This window comes from Actinocrinis sp. (assembly GCF_035650855.1).
In the GTDB taxonomy this organism is placed as follows: Bacteria; Actinomycetota; Actinomycetes; order Streptomycetales; family Catenulisporaceae; genus Actinocrinis.
Genome location: NZ_DASRGV010000400.1, coordinates 1 through 18566, shown reverse-complemented (window position 1 = coordinate 18566; position 18566 = coordinate 1). Strand labels below are relative to the sequence as shown.

Sequence of the window (18566 nt, the reverse complement as noted above, 5' to 3'; positions counted from 1 at the left end):
CGCGGAGCAGTACACGCCCGGACCGTACGCTTTCACGCAGTTCGGGCCGCCACGCAGGCCACACGACGAGACGCAGTACACGATCCACGATCTGACTGCGCTGCGTGAAATCGTCACCGATTGGGCTCTTTCCCACCACCTGTCCGCCGACCGGACCCGCGACCTGATGCTCGCGGTCACCGAGGTCGCGTCCAACAGCATCCGGCACGGCGGCGGCAAGGGCGCCCTGCGCGTCTGGGCCGAGGACGGCGCGCTGGTGTGCGAGTTCCGGGACGCCGGGGTGATCAAGGATCCGATGGTCGGCCGGGTGCGGCCCGCGTCCAACCAGATCGGCGGCTGCGGACTGTGGTTCGTGCACCAGCTGTGCGACTTGGTCGAGATCCGCTCCGAGCCGACGCGGGGCACCTGCATCCGCTTGCACATGGACCTCCCGGACGGCCGCGGCGGGGAGAAGGCGTGAGCGGCAGACCCGCGGCGCAGGAGGCGAGCTCGATCCCGCAGGAGATGGACGCGTGGATCGTGCAGGATCCGGGGCCGACGGCCGGCCGCCCGCTGCGCAGGGTGCGCCGCCCGGTGCCCGAACCCGCGCCGTATGAGCTGCTGGTGCGCGTCGAGGCCTGCGGCGTGTGCCGCACCGATCTGCACCTGGCCGAAGGCGACCTGCCACCGCGCCGGCCCCGGTGCACGCCAGGGCACGAAGTCGTCGGCCGGATCGTCGCGATGGGCGCGCAGGTCGCCGGGTTCGCCCTCGACGAGCGAGTCGGCATCGCCTGGCTCGCCTGGACCTGCGGCGTATGCGGGTACTGCGAACGCGGCAACGAGAATCTGTGCCCTCAATCGCGATACACCGGCTGGGACCTCGACGGCGGCTACGCACCCTACGCGGTCGCGAACGCGCAATACGTGTATCGGCTGCCGAGCGAACCGCCAGCGGAGGAACTCGCGCCGCTGCTGTGCGCCGGGATCATCGGATACCGCGCGCTGAAGCGGGCCGAACTGCCGCCCGGCGGCCGCCTCGGCATCTACGGCTTCGGCGCCTCGGCGCACCTGACCGCGCAGCTCGCCGTGCACGCGGGAGCCACGGTCCATGTGCTGACCCGCTCCGCCGAGGCCCGGCAGCTCGCGCTCGACCTGGGCGCGGCTTCGGTGGCAGGGGCCTACGACGCACCCCCGGAGCCGCTCGACGCGGCGATCCTGTTCGCCCCGGTCGGCGATCTGGTCCCGGTCGCGCTCGCCGCGCTCGACCGCGGCGGCACGCTCTCCATCGCGGGCATCCACCTGAGCGACATCCCGTCGCTCAACTACGAGACGCATCTGTTTCAAGAGCGCACCTTGCGCAGCGTCACAGCCAACACCCGCGAGGACGGCAGGGAGCTGTTCGCGGCGGCCGAGACCGCTCGGCCGCGCATCGCCGTGACCCGCTATTCCATGGCTCACGCGGATCAGGCCCTCGCCGACCTGGCCGCCGACCGGGTCACCGGCGTCGCGGTGCTGGTCGACTGACGTCCGCTCCGTGCCGCGCAACGTCTTGCCGGACGACGTCTTGCCGGACGGCGCGATGCCCGGCCGGGCGACAAGCACCCGGCCGGGCTCCCATCCCGCGATAGTGGCTAGTTGCAGTTGTGGATGTCACTGGTCGACGACGCGAGGACCACGTCGAGCAGACCGGTCACCTTGATGTGCACCGCGTTCACGGTCAGCCCCTGGTCGGCGCCGGGCACGGCGCTCTGCTCGTTGAGGATGATCGTCACACCGAGCACGTTGACCGTCGTATTCGCACCCGGATGCAGGTTCACGTTCACCGGAATCCCGCCGACGCTCAGCGAGGTGACCGTGGCGTCCCCGGACGAGCCCGCGCAGGTCGTCGTCGAGGAGGTCTGCACCAGGCCGACCTTGATCACCGGCAGCCCGAGCACGCCGATCGTCGCGTCCTGCACCGAGGCCGAGGCCGCCGACGTGCCCGGGTTCAGCGAGGTGACCACCTTCGCGCACAGCGTGTCCGCCGAGATCAGGCCGCTGATCCGGACGACGCACGGCGGTCCGAAGGTGCCTGCCGCCGCCGTCGCGATCGGACCGGTGTCCGGCACCGGCGAGATGCCGACCAGTCCGCTGGACGACAGGCCGAAGGCGCGGCCGGTCAGGTACTGGAGCTTCAGCGTCGCGGTGGCCGAGGAGGGCTGGTAGTAAGCGTCACCGGCGAACGCCGCCGTGACGGGCACGGTGGTCGTCGCAGCCGGCTGGTTCACCGTGGCGATGGTGCAGGAGGCCGAGCCGGTGGCGTCCGTCGTGCCGGAGCAGGACTGCGCCGAGCCGCCGGAGCCGAGCGTGAAGGTCAGCGTGCGCCCGGAGATCGGCGCCGTGCCGTCCTCCTTCAGCACCCCGGAGAGGGTGAGCGGCGCGCCGTTCGCGGCCTTGGCCGGACCGGTGTACGTGGTCGTCGTTTCCTCGTGCGTCACGGTGAACGTGGCCGTCGCGGTCGAGCCGAGGTCGGCGGCGCTGCCCGCGAAGGAAGCAGTGAGCGGATACGGCCCCGCCGCCTCCTGCGGTGTGATGGAGCACGAGGCGACGCCGCTGCTGGTGGTCACCGCCGAGCAGGTTTCCGCGCCGTTCAGCGCGAACGTCACGGTCTGCCCCGCGATCGGACCGAGCTCGTCGGTCAAGGTCGCGGCGACGCTCGCCGGGTCGTTGTAGTCGCCGGTTGCCGCGCCGCCGGTGATCGACAGCGACGACGTCCGCTTCTGCCAGACCACGCTGACCGTGTTCGAGCTGATGGTTCCGGCCGGGTTCGTGGTGCTCGCGACATCCGTGTCGGTACCGGTGGCGGCGCCGGTGTAACTGAACACCGCGTCACCGTTCTGGTCGGTGGTCCCGCTGCCGGTCTTGCCGGCGTTGGGGCCGCTCTGTACGGCGAAGTCGATCTTCGCTCCCTGCAACGCGGTGCCGCAGCTGTTGGCGAGGTGCGCGGTGACGCTCGCCGACGAACCGACCGCGTCGGTCTGCGACGCGGGCGCGAGCGACAGCACCGAACCCGGGCAGGACTGGGTGCCGACCGAGGACCACTGCTCCGACTCGTTGGGTCCGCCGGCGCACGCCGCGCGGTCCACCCCGCCGGTGTTGAGCACCTGGCCGGTGTCCTGGAAGGCGCTGGCCACGCCGTCGATCGTCGTGTCGACCTCGGGGATCACCCCGTCCGGGGTGCAGGTCGTCCCCGCGCCGTTCACCCCGACGTCGGAGGTGTCGAACGCGCCGCTGGTCCCGCCGCAGGTGGCCGCCGCGACCGTCGTGGTCTGCGTCACGATCAGCTGCCCGCCGGGCTGCAGCACGGTGCCGTGCGGCCAGATGTCCCAGGTGCACGTGCTCACCTTCACGATCACCGAGTCCACGGTCACCGCGATCGGCGCGTTGTTGACGAGGCGCACCGCGCCCGCGTCGAAGGTGCAGTTCGGCGTGCAGCCGGCGAAGCCGACCGACGGCGAACCGTCCCACGGGGTCGGGAAATTGGCCGGGTTCGCGCGCAGGTTGTCGGCGTACCCGACGAAGACCTGCACGTTGGCCGCCGCGAAGGCCGGGGCGGCGGGCAGCGCCACCACCCCGATCAGCGCCAGCGCGGCGGCGAGCAGCGCGGCGAGCCGGCCGCCGAGACGTGACCTACTCCAGCTGTGAATCACATGACACCCCCAGCGCGGCGGCGAGCGCCGCCGCTCTCGCGAAATTCGAACCCTGAGTCAGGGGCCTGGTCCGGTGTTGACGATAAGGAAACGCCGGTGTCACAACCAGGCGGAAACGGGGGCGCGCGAGAAGTACGCCATGGCCTGTGACGTGCGTGGAAGTGCGCTCGAAACGGTTATTCGAGAGAAACCCGGCTTTGTAGAAGGCTGATGCGAAGTTTCCGCGGATTCAGAATTCCAGCCGGTACGCGCGCGCGGCGGCGCCGCCGAAGACCTGCGCGCGCTCGTCCTCGGACAGCTGCGCGGTCAGCTCCCGCGCCGCCCCGGCGACGTCATCGTACGAGGCCGCGAGCAGGCATACCGGCCAGTCCGAGCCGAACATCAACCGGTCGGGGCCGAACGCGTCGAGCGCGATGTCCGCGTAGGGCCGCAGGTCGGATACAGTCCACGAGCCCTGATTCGCCTCGGTGACCATACCCGACAGTTTGCAGAACACGTTCGGTTCGCCGGCCAGCTCGCGCAACGCCGTGGCCCACGGCTCCAAGGCGCCCGAGGCGATCGGCGGCTTGGACAGGTGGTCGAGCACGAAGGTCAGCTGCGGCAGCGCCCGCACCGTCTCGATCGCGGCCGGCAGCTGGTGCGGGTACGTCAGCAGGTCGTAGCAGAGCCCTGCCTCGCCGATCGCGGTGAGCGCGCGGCTCACGTCGGCGCGGCACAACCATCGCGGGTCGGCCTCACCCTGCACCAGGTGCCGGATGCCGACCAGCCGATCGCCGCCCGGGCCTTCGCGCAGCGCCGCCAACGCCTCCGCCACGTCCGGCGCGGTCAGGTCCGTCCAGCCGACGACGCCGGCCACCAGCCGCGAGTCCGCGGCCAGCGCGAGAAACTCGCGCGTCTCGTCGGCGTCAGGCAGCACCTGGACCAGAACGCTGCGTTCGATCCCGGCGGCCGCGGCCACCGCCGCGAAGTCGGCCACCGTAAAGGTCCGATGGATCGACGCCAGCTTGGGACCGTCGAGCCAGGCCTGCTCGCGCCGCGCCAGATCCCAAAGGTGGTGGTGCGCGTCAATTCTGGTCACGGATGCACCTGCTCGGACCGGCAACCTGGAGTAGGAAAGGCCATGGGCAGGACTGTACCGGCTGTCTGCGCCTGCGGGGAGCAGAGATCGGATTACTGCCGGGTCGCACTGAGTCAGCCACGCGGCGCCGGGACGCTCCCGCTCTGCAGAACCTCCACGTGCTCCGCGCCGCTGATCCCCTCAGTCACGGTCACCGTCGGCTCCATCACGCGGTCGAAGCCGACCTCGCGGCGCGCCCCGGTCATCGTCAGCCGCAGGGTGCTGCGAATGTCCGCGCTCGACGCGCCTACGCGCAACTCCACCTCGCCCGGGTCCACCTGACGCGCGCCGGCCCGGCCGGTGTATGCCGTCAGATCCGCGTGCAGCTCGATGGTCACTGTCCGCTCCGCACCGGGGGCCAAGTCGACGCGCGGCGCCGCGATCAGCTTCTGCACCGGCCGCGCCACCTCCGCCACCGGGTCGTGCAGGTAGACCTGTACGACCTCTGAGGTCGGCACCGGATGGTCGTTGCGCAGCGCGACCGTCACCCGGTACGTCCCGTCCGTGGCCCAGGTCCGCTGCGGCGCGGCCCCCTGGACGCCGACCCAGGTCGCCGGGGCGTAGGACAGGCCGTGCCCGAACGGGTACAGCGGCGTCTGGTCGATGTTGCTGACCCCGCTGGCGTGGCCGAGCGGCGCGGCCAGATAGGTCGAGGGTTGGTTCACCTCGGCCGTCGGGAAGGTGAGCGGCAGCCGGCCGGACGGGTTGACCCGCCCCGACAGCACGTCCGCGAGCGCGTGCGCGCCCTCCTCGCCGGGGAAGAAGCCGCACACCGCCGCCGCCAGCCGGTCCGCCTGCCGGGACAGCTCGTACGGCCGCCCCGCCAACAGCACCAGCACCACCGGGGTGCCGGTCTCCAGCAGCGCCCCGAGCAGCTCCTCCTGCCGGCCCGGCAGCCGCAGGTCGGTCGCGTCGCAGCCCTCGCCCGACGTGCCGCCGCCGAACAGGCCGGCCTTGTCGCCCAGGACCACGACGCACACCTCCGCGGCGCGCGTCGCGCGGACCGCTTCCGCGATGCCCTCGTCGCTCCCGCCGAGCACCGGAACGCCCTGCGCGTACGAGATCTGATACCCGGCGGTGTCCTCGCGCAGCGCGCCGAGCAGGGTCGCGACCTCGATGCCCATCGGCACTTCGGGGTGGTGCACGCCGACATGCATCGGGAACGAGTAGCAGCCCATCAGCGCGCCCGCCTCGTCCGCGCGCGGACCGACCACCGCGATCCGCTTCCCGGCCGCCAGCGGCAGCGCGCCCTCGTTGCGCAGCAGCACGATCGAGCGCTCGGCCAGCTCGCGGGCCAGCGCGCGCGACTCGTCGTCGTCGAGCCGCACCGACTCGGCGTCGGCCACCTGCGGCGACCAGTCCGCGTCCAGCAGCCCGAGCTCGCACTTCTGCCGCAGCACCCGCTCCAGCGCCCGGTCGATCAGCGCGACGTCGACCTCGCCCGCCTCGATCGCGTCGAGCAGCGGCTGCCCGAAGCACCGGACCGTCGGCAGCTCGACGTCGATCCCGGCGTGCAGCGCCAGACCCGCCGCGTCGCCCTCCGATCCGGCGACGTTGTGCTCGATCTGCAGGAACGTCACCGCGAAGTAGTCGGACACCAGGGTCCCGGTGAAGCCGTAGGTGCCGCGCAGCAGGTCGGTGAGGAGCTCCGGATCGGCCGCGGCCGGCAGGCCGTCCATGTCCGTGTACGCATTCATCACCGAGCGCGCGCCGGCCCGCAGCGCCATCTCGAACGGCGGCAGCAGCACGTCGGCCATCTCGCGCCGGCCGATCGACACCGGGGCGTGGTTCCGGCCGCCGCGCGAGGCCGAGTATCCGACGAAGTGCTTGAGCGTGGAGATGATCCCGGCCGACTCGACTCCGCGCACGTAGGCGCTGCCGATGGTGCCGACCAGGTACGGATCCTCGCCGATGGTCTCCTCGGTGCGGCCCCAGCGCGGATCGCGGCTCACGTCGAGCACCGGGGCGAGCCCCTGGTGCACGCCGAGCGCGCGCATCGTACGGCCGATCTGGGCGCCCATCCGCTCCACCAGCCGCGGGTCGAAGCTCGCCCCCCAGCACAGCGGCGACGGGAAAACGGTTGCCTGCCAGGCCGCGAGGCCGGTCAGGCACTCCTCGTGCACGAGGGCCGGGATGCCGAAGCGCCCGGCCGCCATGATCTGCCGCTGGCTGCGGGCCAGGGCCGCGGCCCCGGCCGGCGGCTCCACCGGCTTGGTGCCGAACGGCCGGGTGAGCTGGCCGATCCCGTCCCGGATCAGCTCCTCCCAGGCGGCCGGCGCGGTGGCCAGCTCGTGCTGGTGCGGGGCCACGTCGCCCCCGGCGCTGTCTATCCCCACCCACACGCCGTAGAGCTGGGCCACCTTCTCCCGGAGCGTCATCCGGGCCATCAGGTCGCCGACGCGCGCGCCGGCCTCGGCCGCGGGGTCGCGCCAAACCTCAGCGGTCAGTTGATCGTCGATAGCCACGTACGGTCCGTCCGTCCTTCACGCGCACAGAGCGATGGTCCGAGCAAGAGCTTTTACTTTTGGGTTGTGCCGCCGGCCGGCGAAGGGGTCACAGCGCACGCGTGGACTGGCGCACGACCAGCCGCGTCGCGAGCGTGATGTGGGTCTCCTGCGGGCTCTCCCCCCGGATCAGCTTGACCAGGACCTCGATCGCGCGCTGACCCATCGTGCGGATCGGCTGCTCGACCGTGGTCAGCGGGGGAGTGCTCAGCACCGATTCGGGGATGTTGTCGAAGCCGACGATCGAAAGGTCCTCGGGAACGCGCAGCCCGAGCTCCTCGGCCACCTCGATGGTCGCGATCGCCGACAGGTCGTTCGCCGCGAACACCGCGGTAGGCCGATCGGGGGAACTCAGCAACTCCCTGGCCGGCTTGACCGAGACCTCCGGATCATAGGCGCCGATCTGCACCAGCCGCTCGTCCACCGGCACCCCGGCCGCGGTGAGCGCCTCGCGGTAGCCCTGTTCGCGCAGCTGGGCGGACTGCAGGTCCGGCCGGCCGGCGAGCAGCGCGATGCGCCGGTGCCCGAGTGCGAGCAGGTGTTCGGTGGCCAGGCGCGCGCCGTGCAGGTTGTCCGAGTCGATGGTCGGCAGGTCGGAGGGGCCGGTGTGCGGGTCGACCGCGACCACCGGCGCTCCGTACTGCACGTCCACCACGGTCGGGGTGACCAGCACCGCGCCGTCCACCAGGGTGCCGCTGAGCCGGGAGAGGTACCGCCGCTCCCAGCCGACGTGGTCGCTGGTGCGCCCGCCGGCCGAGTAGACGACCAGTTCGAAGCCGGTCCCGCGGATGGCGTCGCCCGCCCCCTTGAGCAGTTCGGTGCTGAACGGCTCCAGGTCCGCCACCAGGATCCCGATGACGTTGGTGCGGTGATTGCGCAGGCTCTGCGCCACGAGGCTGGCCTCGTAGCCGAGCTCGTTGATCACGGCCTGGACCCGCGCGAAGGTGTCCGCCGACACGCCGTAGCGCTGGTTGATGACTTTGGACACGGTCGCGACCGACACGCCGGCTGCTGCGGCGACGTCGCGAATGGTCACGCGGGAGCTTGGCTGCACCGGGCCAGAATAGCGTTGTAAATCGTTATCGACAACGATTGACACGATCACGAGTTGCGCGCAAACTCTCTGCCATCCTGGGCTCACTTCGCCCGGTCCAGTTCGGCCGACGTCGTCAGGAATGGACCAGTCATGCGCAGAATCCGCACAGTCAGCCTTGTCGCCGCCGCGGCGGCGTTGGCGCTCACCGCCTCGGCCTGCAGCAGCAGCAGCGGCGCGAAGAGCAGTTCCAGCACCGGGCCGGTCAACCTGACCTGGTGGCACAACGGCACCACGGATCCGGTCAAGTCGCTGTGGGCGCAGGCCGCCGCCGACTACACCGCGGCCCACCCGAACGTGAAGTTCACCGTCGATCCGATCCAGAACGAGCAGTTCACCACGAAGGTCCCGGCCGCGCTGGCCGGCGGCAACCCGCCGGACATCTACCAGCAGTGGGGCGGCGGCCAGCTGACCAGCCAGATCACCTCGGGCAAGGTCATGGACCTGACCTCGGCGGTCGCCAGCTGGATCGGCCAGCTCGGGCCCACCGCGGCCGGCTGGCAGGCGAACGGCAAGCAGTACGGCATCCCCTATGACCTGCACGTGGTCGGGTTCTGGTACCGCAAGGACCTGTTCGCGCAGGCCGGTATCACCACCCCGCCGGCCACCATGGACGACCTGAACGCCGACGTTGCCAAGCTCAAGGCGCACAACATCGCGCCGATCGCCATCGGCAGCAAGGACCGCTGGCCCGACGCGTTCTACTGGGACTACTTCGCGGTGCGCGAATGCTCCACGGACGTGCTGAAGCAGGCCTCCAAGGACCTCAAGCTGGACGACCCGTGCTGGACCAAGGCGGGCAACGACGTCAAGGCCTTCCTGGCCACCAACCCGTTCCAGACCGGCTTCCTCGGCACCCCGGCCCAGCAGGGCGTGGGCAGCTCGGCCGGCCTGGTGGCCTCCGGCAAGGCGGCCATGGAGCTGCAGGGCGACTGGGAGCTGCCGACCATGGAGGGCCTGCTGCCCAACGGAACCTTCAAGTCGCAGATGGGCTGGTTCCCGTTCCCGTCGGTGAACGGCGGGCAGGGCGACCCGGCCGTGGCGCTCGGCGGCGGCGACGGCTTCTCCTGCACCACCGGGGCGAGCGCGGCCTGCCCGGACTTCCTGAAGTACCTGGCCAGCACCGCGGTCCAGGACAAGATCGCCTCGCAGGGCATCGCGCTGCCGGCCAACCCGGCCTCGGCCTCCAAGCTGACGGACCCGAACCTGCAGCAGATCTCGTCGTACGCGTCCAAGGCGCCGTACATCCAGATGTACTTCGACATCGCCTTCCCGACCAACGTCGGGCAGTCGCTCGACAACGCGGTGGCGGACTTCTTCGCCGGTAAGGGCACGCCGCAGACGATCGTCCAGAGCGTCACGAACGCCGGTTCGGGCGGCAAGTAATGAGCGAGGCACGGGTCACGGCGGGGGTGGCCGACACCATCCCCGCCGTGGCGGGTGACAAGACGCCCGGACGCTCCGGCCGCGCCGCCAAGGCGCGGCCGGCCCGTCCGGGCGGGCGGCGCAAGCGGCTCGAACTCGTCCTGCTGCTGACGCCCGCGACGCTGCTGTTCGCGGGCTTCGTGCTGGCGCCGATGGCGCTGGCCGCCTACTACAGCTTCTACAACTGGAACGGCTACGGGACGCTCACCTCGGCCGGGCTGTCGAACTACACCAGCGCGATCAAGGGCACGAACTTCCAGCACTCGATCTGGCACAACCTGATCATCGTCGGGCTCTCGCTGGTCATCCAGCTGCCGCTGAGCATCGGCCTGGCGATGCTGCTCAACCGCAACCTCAAGGGCCGGGCCTTCCTGCGCCTCGTGGTCTTCGCGCCCTATGTGCTGTCCGAGGCGATCACCGCCGTGATCTGGTACCAGATGCTCCAGCCGAGCGGCTTCGTCGACCAGATACTCACCTCGGTCGGTCTCGGCAGCCAGGTGCACGACTGGCTGGGCAGCACCAGCCTGGTGCTCTACACCCTGTTCGTGGTGATCACCTGGAAGTACATCGGGTTCGGCATCATTCTGCTGCTCGCGGGACTGCAGGGGGTCCCGGCCGAGCTGCGGGAGGCGGCCGCGCTCGACGGCGCCAGCTCCTGGCAGATCACCCGGCACGTGGTGCTGCCGCTGCTGGGCCCGACCATCCGGATCTGGATCTTCCTGTCCGTGATCGGCTCGCTCCAGCTGTTCGACCTGGTGTGGATCATGACCCGCGGCGGCCCGGCCGAGGCGTCGAACACGATGGTGACGTACATCTACAACTTCGGCATCAGCCAGCAGCAGTACGGCTTCGCCAGCGCGGTCGCCGTGATCCTGTTCATCATCTGCTTCGCTTTCGCGCTGGTCTACCAGCGCTTCGTGCTGCGCCGCGACACCGAGGGCGCACTGACCAGGGTGGTGGGGTGACGGCATGTCAGCGACCGTGAACACTCCGGCGGTCAGGCCGGCCGCCCCCCGGCGCCGCGGACGCGGTGGTCCCGGCGAGGGCCGCACCTGGGTGGCCTATCTGGTGGGGATCCTCGTCGTCGGGCTCACCGTGGTGCCGCTGCTGTTCGTGGTCCTCGGCGGCTTCCGCACCAACGCGGAGCTCAACTCGGATCCCGCGGCCCTGGTGCCGCACCACTGGGTGTGGTCGAACTACACCAGCGTCCTGGGCAACGCGCAGTTCTGGCGCAACATCTACAACAGCCTCCTGATCGCGGTGGTGGCCACCGCGATCGCGGTCGGAGTCGGCTCGATGGCGGCCTACGCGCTCTCGCGCTACCACTTCCGGGGCCGCGAGGCGTTCTACAGCTTCTTCACGATCGGCCTGCTGTTCCCGATCGGCGTCGCGGCGCTGCCGCTGTTCCTGCTGCTGCACGACCTGCACATGCTGGAGCACTGGTGGGGCGTGGCGATCCCGGAGTCCGCCTTCTCGCTGCCGGCCACGATCGTGATCCTGCGGCCGTTCATGCGGGCCATCCCCGCGGAGATCGAGGACGCCGCGATGATCGACGGTACGAGCCGGCTCGGCTTCTACTGGCGCATCCTGCTGCCGCTCTCCCGGCCGGCGCTGATCACGGTCGGCATCCTGGCGTTCGTGACCAGCTGGAACGCGTACCTGCTGCCGCTGCTGGCGTTCAACGACCAGAACAACTTCACCCTGCCGCTGGGTGTGGCGAACTTCCAGACCCAGTACACGCAGGACACCGCGAAGATCCTGGCGTTCACCGGCCTGTCCATGGTGCCCGCCCTCGCCTTCCTGGCGATCGCGGAACGGCGCATCGTCGGCGGCCTGACCGGAGCCGTGAAGGGATAAGGGCGGTGAAGGGGTAGCGGCCGGGTGATCGAGACAGCCGGGTGATACAGATAACGGTGTGACCGAGACCGCGAAGAAGACCCCGGCGAAGGCGAGCGCCGCACCGGGTCCGATGGCCGACCCGCTGGACCTGCTGGACATCTCCTCCCTGCTGGGGGAGGAGGAGCGGGCCATCCAGCGGTCGGTGCGCGAGCTGCTGGCCGATCGGGTGCGGCCGCACATCGGGGGCTGGTTCGAGCGCGGGCACTTCCCGCGCGACCTGGTCCCCGAGCTGGGCGAGCTGGGCCTGCTCGGCATGCACCTTGAGGGCTACGGCTGCGCGGGCACGAGCGCGACGGCGTACGGTCTGGCCTGCCTTGAACTGGAGGCGGCCGACTCCGGGCTGCGCAGCTTCGTGTCCGTGCAGGGTTCGCTCTCGATGTACTCGATCCGCCGCTACGGCACCGAGGAGCAGCGCCAGCAGTGGCTCCCGCGGCTGGCCGCGGGCGAGGCGATCGGCTGCTTCGGCCTGACCGAACCGGACTTCGGCTCGGACCCGGCCAACATGCGCACCCGCGCGGTACAGCAGGGCGGCGCGGGCGGCGACTGGATCCTCAACGGCGCGAAGATGTGGATCACCAGCGGCGGCATCGCCGACGTGGCCACGGTCTGGGCCGGCACCGAGGACGGCATCCGCGGCTTCCTGGTGCCCCGCGGCACGCCCGGTTTCAGCACCCGCGACATCGAGAACAAGCAGTCGCTGCGCGCGTCGGTCACCTCCGAGCTGGTCTTCGAGGACGTGCGCCTCCCGGACGCGGCGCGGCTGCCGGAAGCCCGCGGCCTCGGCGCGCCGCTGTCCTGCCTGAACGAGGCGCGCTTCGGCATCCTGTTCGGCGCGGTGGGCGCGGCCCGCGACTGCCTCCAGACCGCCCTTGAGTACGCCGATCAGCGAGTGCAGTTCGGCAGGCCGATCAGCGCCTTCCAGCTCACCCAGCGCAAGCTCGCCGGCATGGCCGTGTCGCTGAACACCGCGATGCTGCTCGCGCTGCACCTCGGCCGGCTCAAGGACGCCGGCCGGATCCGGCCCGAGCAGGTCAGCGCGGGCAAGCTGAACAACGTGCGCCAGGCGATCGAGATCGCCCGCGAGTGCCGGACCATCCTCGGCGCGAACGGCGTCTCGCTCGACTACTCGCCGATCCGCCACGCCAACAACCTCGAATCAGTGCTCACCTATGAGGGCACCGAGGAGATCCACACCCTGGTGGTCGGCCAGGCGCTCACCGGCCAGTCCGCGTACCGATAAGACCGGGCGTCACCAGGTCACAGGTCACCAGGTCACCGGCAGGCACACCAGCCGGCGCATGGCCACGCCCTCGTCCCACGGCAGCTGGTCGTGCGGGATGGCCACGCGCAGGTTCGGTATCCGGGCCACCAGCACTTCGAGCGCGACCTCGAGCTCCGCGGTGCCGAGCGGGGCGCCGACGCAGCGGTGCGGGCCGTGGCCGTAGCCCAGGTGCGGGCTCTCCAGCTTGCGGGTCACGTCGAAGCGCTCCGGCTCGCGGTAAGCGTCGGCGTCGAAGTTCGCGGAGGCCAGCAGCGGGATGAGCACCGAACCCTTGGGCAGCGCCGTGCCGCTCAGCTCGACCGGCTCGGTGGTGATCCGCTCGAAGCTGGTCGTGGCGGCGGCGACGTACCGCAGCACCTCCTCGACCGCGTTGGGGATCAGCTCAGGGCGCTGCTTCAACAGCTCCCACTGGTCCGGGTGCCGGCTGAAGGTCGCGATCATGTTCGGCAGGATGTTGGACGAGGCGACCGTGCCGCCGCTGACGTTGACCCAGATGTTGGAGACCAGCTCCTCGTCGGTGAACTTGTCGTCCCCGTCGCGGGCCTGGATCAGCGCGCTGGTCAGGTCGTCGCCGGGCTCGGCCCGCTTGCGCGCGACCAGCGCGGCGAAGTACCCGGTCACCTCCTGGAAGGCCTGGCCCTGCTCCTCGGGGGTGAACCTGCCGAAGGAGAGGATCTTGGTCAGCCAGTCCATCAGGCGGCCGATGTCGGTGGTCGGCACGCCGAAGATCTCGAAGATCAGCTGCGCCGGGAACGGGGTGCCGAAGGAGGTGACGAAGTCGGCCGGCGGACCCTGCTCCAGCATCGCGTCCACCAGCGCGTTGGCGATCTGCTCGATGCGCGGGCGGAACTGCGCCACCTTGCCGGGAGTGAATGCCCTGACGGTCAGCTTGCGCTGGCGCAGGTGTTCCCTGCCCTCGATGTTGACCAGCAGGCCGGGAATCCGCGAGCCCTCCAGCAGCAGCGGGACCGAGGGGTCCATGCAGCCTTCGCGGTCGAACACCGGCTCGGCGAGGACCCGCCGGGTGTCGGCGTGCCGCATCACGACGTAGGCTTCGCCGCCGTTGGCGAGCCGCACCTTCGGCACCGGGCACTGCTGCCGGTACGTCTTGTACTGCGCGACATAGTCGTCGCCAGGGGAGACGCCCTCGAAGGGGAAGAGCGGCAGCTGCGCTCCGGCGTCGGTGGCCGGGTCGGCTGTGTCAATAATCGTCGTTTCGGCCATTGCGTGCTTCCTCCCGTGTGAGACGACAGGAGAGTGCGCGCGGACGCTAAAGCGGCGGAAAAGGGGAGTGTGCGCTAGCTCTGCGCGGTCGCGAGGCGGTGCAGGCCCTGGATGGCGAGCGGATAGCCCTCGACGCCGAAGCCGACCATGATGCCGGCGGCGACCGGCGAGATGTACGAGTGGTGCCGGAAGCTCTCGCGTGCGTGGACGTTGGAGATGTGCAGCTCGATGACGCGCAGGTGCGCGCCCTTGATCGCGTCGTGCAGAGCGATCGACGTGTGCGTATACGCCCCCGCGTTCAGTACCGCACCGATCAGCCGCCCCGCCTGCTGCTCCGCCCCGGCCTCCTGAAGCCAGTCGACCAGCTGGCCCTCGTGGTTGGACTGGCGGCACTCCGCCTGCAAGCCGAGCGCGGCCGCGGCCTTGTGGCACATCGCCTCGACGTCCGCGAGCGTGTGCGCGCCGTAGATCCCGAGCTCGCGGGTGCCCAGCAGGTTGAGGTTCGGGCCGTTGACGATCAGAACGGAAGGCATGGGTAGATCTTCCCGCCTGCGCCGCCGGTTCGCACGCGCCCCCGCCCGGTTGACGCGAAGCCGTCGCCGGTCGAGCCTACGGGCATGGACTCGGAGAGCTGGATCGGCCGCAGCGCACAGCAGATCGCTGACGCCGTACGCCGCGGCGAAGCGCAGCCGCGGCGCGTGGTACAGCAGCACCTTGACCGGATCGAGCGGCTGAACCCGCAGCTTGGCGCGTTCCGCAAGGTGCGGCACGAGGAGGCGCTGGCCGAGGCCGACGCGCTCGCCGCGCGTTCGGACCTGGGGGAGCTGCCGCTGGCCGGGGTGCCCGTCGCGATCAAGGACAACGTCCCGGTGGCCGGGGAGCAGACCCGCAACGGCTCGTCCGCGAGTTCTGAGGCGACCAACGAGTCGGACCATCCGGTCGTGGCGCGGCTGCGCGCGGCCGGCGCGATCGTGGTCGGGCTGACCAACGTGCCCGAACTGTGCCTCATGCCGATGTCGGACAGCGTCTACGGCATCGCCAGGAATCCGTGGAACCGCCAGACCACCTCCGGCGGCTCGTCCGGCGGCAGCGCGACCGCCGTCTCTGCGGCCCTGGTCCCCATCGCGCACGGAAACGACGGGCTGGGCTCGATCCGGATTCCGGCGTCCTTGTGCGGGCTGGTCGGGATCAAGCCGGGGGCCGGGGTGGTGCCGCCGCTGCTCAACGAGGACGGCAGCGTGCCCTGGTACGGGCTCTCCGAGAACGGACCACTGGCCACGACGGTGCGCGACGCCGCGCTCGCGTTGTCGGTGATGGCGGACGACCCGGAGCTGGCGGAACTCGACGATGCCGCCTCGAACGGCGCGGATTCAAGTGGCTTGGATTCAAAGGGCGCGGATTCAAAGACTGTGCGGGTCGGCGTGTCAGTGCGTCCTACGCAGCTCGGTCTGCCCATCGATCATCGCTGTGAGGCGGCCGTCATCGAGACCGGCGACCTGCTCGCGAGCGTCGGACACACCGTCAGCCGGCACACCGCCCGTTACCCGATGTGGCTCGGACCCGCGGCGCTGCGCACCTGGTTTTCCTGCGCGCACGAGGACGCGCGCAAGCTCGACCATACGAAGCTGGACCGCTCCACGCGCCAGATGGCCGCCATCGGACGCGTGCTGAACGCGGCGCACTTCGGCGGCGGCGGAGCGCGCGAGCGTTGGCGCAGCGGCGCCGCCGACGCGTTCCTCGGCGACGTTGACGTGCTCGTTCTCCCGGCAGTCGCGGTGCCGCCGCCGTTCGCGCGCCGCTACGGCGAGCGCGCGGCCGTGCGCAACGCGATCACCAGCGTCCTGGTCGGTCAGCTGCTCGGGCCGTGGAACATCGCCGGATGGCCCGCGATGAACGTGCCGGCCGGTGTACACGACCCGGGAGGCTGGCCGCTGGGCGTCCAGCTGGTCGCGCGGCCGGGCGGCGAGCAGCGGCTACTCGCGTTGGCGGCGCAGCTCGAAGCGGCGCGGCCGTGGGCGAGGCACGCGCCGGAATACGCCGTTTAGCGCAGGCCGCGCGCCGCTGCCCGCGCGGTTACCACGCCGGGAACAATTCATCGACGGGAGTCGTTCATTCGCGTCATAGGGCAGTGAGCCGCGTGTCGGGGGCGGCGGAGCGGGAAGCTGATTTTCGTGATCTGTGTCTTGTTCGCGGTGCTGACGGCGCTCAGCAATGCCTCGGCCTCGGTGTTTCAACGCCGGGCCGCGAGCGAGGCACCCTCGGACGGCGCCTTCCGGCTGTCCCTCTTCGCCTATCTGGTGCGCCGGCGGATCTGGCTGGCCGGGATCGGCATGGTCGGCGCGGCGGCGCTGTTCCAGGCCGCGGCGCTGGGCACCGGACCGGTCGCGCTGGTACAGCCCATCTTCATCATCGAACTGCCGCTGGCGCTGCTGATCGCCGGCATGCTCTTCCGGCACCGGCTGCCGCGCCGCACGTGGGCCGCGGTCGCCGCGGTCACCGTCGGCCTCGCCGTTGCCCTGGCCGCGGCGGCTCCGTCCGGTGGCATCGACCGGCCGTCCAACCAGCTCTGGGTCCTGGCGCTGATCGCCACCGGCGGCTTCGAGGCGGTGCTGCTGGTCTCGGCGCTGCGGGCGCGCGGCGAGCCTCGGGCCGCTCTCCTGGGCCTGGCCGCGGCCTGCGGATACGCGCTGACCGCGGCGCTGATGAAGCAGGCCATGTCCGCGCTCGCGGACGGTCCGGCCGCGTTCTTCAGCACCTGGCAGCTCTACGCGACCGCGGCGGCCGGAGTCGGCTCGCTGTTCCTGCTGCAGAACGCGCTGCAAGCGGGCACCCTGGTCGCCTCGCAGCCGATGCTGACGATCGGCGACGCGCTGATCAGCTCGTGCTACGGCGTCCTGCTGTTCGCGGAGGACATGCGCTTCGGCTGGTGGCTGGTGCCGGAGATGCTGGGCCTGATCGCGATCGCGATCGGCTATATCGAGCTGGCGCGCTCGCCGCTGGCCTCCGGCCAGAGCCCGGCGCAGGACAAGGCCGGAGACGAGCCATCGGACCGGCTCCAGCACAGCTCTACGACGGCGTAGCCGCTTCCGTCACGCCCTCGCCTCGTGCCTCGATCGCGACCTCGGCCTCGGCTCCGTCCTCGGACCCGGCGTCGGCTCCGGCCTCGGTAGCGGCATCCGCCTTGCCGCCGTCGCGCGTGGCCGGGGCGCGGAAGGGGTCCAGCTGCCCGGCCTGCTCCGAATAAGGGCTTGAAGTCAAGCCTCCGGCCAGCGTCCACATGCTGCGCTCGGCCGCCAGCGACCCCGGCAGCTCCAGCCCCAACGCCTCGGCCAGCGGCTTGCGTCCGAGGTCGACCAGGGCCTTCACCGAGCCGGTCCAGTCGTCTGTGGCCACCACCGCGGTCCGGTACCAGACCGGAATGAGCGCGAGGAGCACGCCCGCGAGCGCCCACAGCTTCCAGGCCGGATGCGGACTGCCGAAGCCGAGCCGCAGGAACGCGGCCGCCGCCACGAGCAGGTGGCCGTAGAGCAGGCAGACGAAGAAGTCGACCCCGGTGCGCGAGTCCTCGGCCTGCTTCCGGGCCTGCTCCGGCGCCACGGCGATCAGCTCGTGCCAGACCACTTGGGTGTCCAGGCGGAAGCGGTCGTATCCGTACTCTTCCAAGCGCCGGATCGCGTTGCCGAGGCGGGTCGCGGCGAATTGGCGATCGTCCACCGGGTACCGATTCAGCCTTTCCTCCAGGATCGCCAGCCACACCGGTCCGCGCCGCGCGTCCCGATCGACATACCGGCCGGTCACCGGGTGGGCACGAGAGGCGGCAAGAGCGGCGGCGTACTCGGCGGAAAGCGGTCCGGCGGCCTCCGCCTGCACGAGCATCGCCGCCTGTAAGCGGTTCTGCAGCAGGTGCTTACGCGACAAATGTCTGCGGACTACCGCGCGAAACAGGCTGTCCGGCCAAGCGAGGTAGCCTTCAAGCAGCCGGTACAGCTGAGTTTGCAGCGATGCGAGCAGCAGGCCGAGCACAAGGGTCCCGGTGAGCGCGTACAGCGCCGGCCGCGCGGCATCACCGCTTCCTCCGCTCAATGCGTCGAAGCCGCTGTGCCGCGGGTCGACCAGTGCTCCGTACAGCAGGATATTGATAGCACTGGGCAGGAACCAGCCGAGCAGCAGCGCCCGGCTGCCGCCCAGGGCGCCCTGAAGGATCCCGCTCACCAGTGCTCCCTCCGTTACGCCACCGCGTCGGCAATGACTGCCGTGCCTGCCGTGACGCCGCACACAATTAACGCCGCACACAATTAACGCCGCACGCAACTGACGCCGCGACAGCTTAGGCCGTGTGCAGCGTCGTGGTGAA

15 protein-coding genes are annotated in these 18566 nt (G+C 70.7%); 8 read left to right on the top strand and 7 right to left on the bottom strand.

Annotated elements, in window-relative coordinates; genetic code table 11:
- Together VFB40_RS28355 and VFB40_RS28350 are read left to right on the top strand one after the other, a co-directional pair.
- Positions 1-460: ATP-binding protein (locus VFB40_RS28355; protein WP_324856119.1), on the top strand; the 460-nt coding region annotated here is incomplete at its 5' end.
- A 44-nt stretch (positions 461-504) separates the two neighbouring features.
- Entirely contained in the window at positions 505-1503 is a 999-nt protein-coding gene (locus VFB40_RS28350; RefSeq protein ID WP_349261663.1) for a zinc-binding alcohol dehydrogenase family protein, read from the top strand.
- Positions 1504-1610: 107 nt separating this feature from the next.
- Here the strand turns inward: VFB40_RS28350 and VFB40_RS28345 are convergent, their stop codons facing one another.
- The 4 genes from VFB40_RS28345 to VFB40_RS28330 all read right to left on the bottom strand — a co-directional run bounded on the left by VFB40_RS28345 (position 1611) and on the right by VFB40_RS28330 (position 8325).
- Positions 1611-3668, bottom strand: a complete 2058-nt coding sequence (locus VFB40_RS28345) for a choice-of-anchor P domain-containing protein (protein ID WP_324856115.1) — start codon at positions 3666-3668, stop codon at positions 1611-1613.
- 229 nt (positions 3669-3897) lie between these two features.
- Complete coding sequence (locus VFB40_RS28340) at positions 3898-4746, bottom strand: amidohydrolase family protein (RefSeq protein ID WP_324856113.1); 849 nt, start codon at positions 4744-4746, stop codon at positions 3898-3900.
- A 113-nt stretch (positions 4747-4859) separates the two neighbouring features.
- Positions 4860-7250: a beta-xylosidase/alpha-l-arabinosidase gene (locus VFB40_RS28335; RefSeq protein ID WP_324856111.1), complete on the bottom strand. Its 2391-nt coding sequence runs from the start codon at positions 7248-7250 to the stop codon at positions 4860-4862.
- 88 nt (positions 7251-7338) lie between these two features.
- Entirely contained in the window at positions 7339-8325 is a 987-nt protein-coding gene (locus VFB40_RS28330) for a LacI family DNA-binding transcriptional regulator (protein WP_349261661.1), read from the bottom strand.
- Between the two features lie 150 nt (positions 8326-8475).
- Between VFB40_RS28330 and VFB40_RS28325 the strand changes: the two genes are divergently transcribed.
- From VFB40_RS28325 to VFB40_RS28310, 4 genes are all read left to right on the top strand, one after another.
- The gene (locus VFB40_RS28325; RefSeq protein ID WP_324856107.1) at positions 8476-9768 is read left to right on the top strand and encodes an extracellular solute-binding protein; all 1293 of its coding nucleotides are present in this window, start codon (positions 8476-8478) and stop codon (positions 9766-9768) included.
- Complete coding sequence (locus VFB40_RS28320; RefSeq protein ID WP_324856105.1) at positions 9768-10772, top strand: carbohydrate ABC transporter permease; 1005 nt, start codon at positions 9768-9770, stop codon at positions 10770-10772. The genes VFB40_RS28325 and VFB40_RS28320 overlap by 1 nt, the downstream gene beginning before the upstream one ends.
- Before the next feature lie 4 nt (positions 10773-10776).
- Entirely contained in the window at positions 10777-11664 is an 888-nt protein-coding gene (locus tag VFB40_RS28315) for a carbohydrate ABC transporter permease (protein ID WP_324856103.1), read from the top strand.
- 112 nt (positions 11665-11776) lie between these two features.
- Entirely contained in the window at positions 11777-12946 is a 1170-nt protein-coding gene (locus VFB40_RS28310; protein WP_349261660.1) for an acyl-CoA dehydrogenase family protein, read from the top strand.
- Between the two features lie 24 nt (positions 12947-12970).
- Here VFB40_RS28310 and VFB40_RS28305 read toward each other — a convergent pair whose 3' ends face one another.
- A complete protein-coding gene (locus VFB40_RS28305) occupies positions 12971-14212 on the bottom strand; it encodes a cytochrome P450 (protein WP_324856099.1) in 1242 nt (413 codons plus the stop codon).
- A 74-nt stretch (positions 14213-14286) separates the two neighbouring features.
- Positions 14287-14745 (bottom strand): type II 3-dehydroquinate dehydratase, encoded by a 459-nt coding sequence (aroQ, locus tag VFB40_RS28300; RefSeq protein ID WP_324856097.1) that lies wholly within the window; start codon positions 14743-14745, stop codon positions 14287-14289.
- Positions 14746-14829: 84 nt separating this feature from the next.
- Here aroQ and VFB40_RS28295 point away from each other — a divergent pair, with 84 nt between their 5' ends.
- Entirely contained in the window at positions 14830-16257 is a 1428-nt protein-coding gene (locus tag VFB40_RS28295; protein WP_324856095.1) for an amidase, read from the top strand.
- A gap of 126 nt (positions 16258-16383) precedes the next feature.
- Positions 16384-17292 carry a DMT family transporter gene (locus VFB40_RS28290; RefSeq protein WP_324856093.1) on the top strand — a complete coding sequence of 303 codons (909 nt, stop codon included), beginning with the start codon at positions 16384-16386 and terminating at the stop codon, positions 17290-17292.
- Here the strand turns inward: VFB40_RS28290 and VFB40_RS28285 are convergent.
- Positions 17279-18424 carry a hypothetical protein gene (locus VFB40_RS28285; RefSeq protein WP_324856091.1) on the bottom strand — a complete coding sequence of 382 codons (1146 nt, stop codon included), beginning with the start codon at positions 18422-18424 and terminating at the stop codon, positions 17279-17281. The genes VFB40_RS28290 and VFB40_RS28285 overlap by 14 nt on opposite strands.
- Positions 18425-18566: the final 142 nt, after the last annotated feature.